The organism is Xenorhabdus santafensis (assembly GCF_033949405.1).
Classification (GTDB): Bacteria; Pseudomonadota; Gammaproteobacteria; order Enterobacterales; family Enterobacteriaceae; genus Xenorhabdus; species Xenorhabdus santafensis.
Map to the genome: position 1 here is coordinate 1 of NZ_VCDN01000256.1, position 1,068 is coordinate 1,068.

Here is a 1,068-nt window from a genome sequence, read left to right on the forward strand (position 1 = left end):
AAGAGTAAAGACAAGAATGAGTATTATTATAGGTTAATAGCAATGTGGAATAAGGATTTAATGAAATTTGAACAAGAGTATCAAGAGTTATCAGAGAGTGAGAAGCAAGAATATAATGGCCATTTAATTGATGAAGTGGATGTGGAGGCGTAATGTATGAAAGTAGCGGGAGATTTATATTATTATTGTCCTGGTTGTAAAAAATTCCATGAGTATGGTGCAACTGAGCATAAACCAGTGAATCGAAAATTATGTTTTTGTTGTTTTAAGATTCAACCTAAAAAAACGGAAATTATTGGTGATGCTGAAGGTAGAATGCAAATTTGTGAGACTTGTCATAAAGAATTGTTTTAGTTAGTTAATTTATAAAAAAAGTAAAATAGAATGTTAGAAATTTTTAATAAGGGAACTGACTGTTATGTAAAGTCAGTTCCCTTATTTTATACTGAGGATGACGTGTAACCATTATATGGAATCTGAGGTGATTTAGATGGACGAATTGGATAAATTATTTTTGGAATTATTAAAAGATGATTATAAAAGACGTAGTGAGCCTATTTTGAGATTTAATGATGTTCTTTGGTCTTGGTTGCAAAAGGAGGGAGAGAGTTTATGGGATGGAGTAATTGAATATAATTCGTTGTTGGGTTGCGCGGAAGATATGGGTCGTCTTTATGCAATTGTTGAAGGTTTACTGAATGATTTGGCAACGAAAAGGGAGTGGGATGATGATATGTATTATTTAGCAAGATCTGTTTTGTGGGATTAAAAATGTTTTTTTGTTGTTGGTTTTAATTAGGAGAATTAAGAATTGAATGAGGTTGAAATGGAAGTTGAATAGAGAGGTATTGAAGTGAAAACCTTCTGAGTGTAGCAAATAGCATTTAGGAGGTTTTTTTACAATCTAATAGAGAACTAACAAAAAGAGTTTTTTCTTTTTTAAAATTTAAAATTCGTGAATTTGTAAATTTATTTTTTAAGTTTATTCCGAGATATATTTTGTGCTGATGATTTTGTTTTACTACCGTACGAGGTAAAAACCTAAAGTGTGCGCATGAATTTTTTTAG

At 30.6% G+C, this 1,068-nt stretch carries 2 protein-coding genes; both read left to right on the forward strand.

Translation table 11 applies throughout. From position 1 onward, the window contains the following. Positions 1–156 precede the first annotated feature (156 nt). Positions 157–354 carry a hypothetical protein gene (locus FE392_RS22420; RefSeq protein ID WP_024928003.1) on the forward strand — a complete coding sequence of 66 codons (198 nt, stop codon included), beginning with the start codon at positions 157–159 and terminating at the stop codon, positions 352–354. A 136-nt stretch (positions 355–490) separates the two neighbouring features. Continuing rightward, complete coding sequence (locus FE392_RS22425) at positions 491–769, forward strand: hypothetical protein (protein WP_024928004.1); 279 nt, start codon at positions 491–493, stop codon at positions 767–769. Positions 770–1,068 lie beyond the last annotated feature (299 nt).

Bases quoted from the DNA above. Each gene is read 5' to 3' on its own strand.
- FE392_RS22420 (WP_024928003.1), top strand. From the start codon at position 157: ATGAAAGTAGCGGGAGATTTATATTATTATTGTCCTGGTTGTAAAAAA.
- FE392_RS22425 (WP_024928004.1), top strand. From the start codon at position 491: ATGGACGAATTGGATAAATTATTTTTGGAATTATTAAAAGATGATTAT.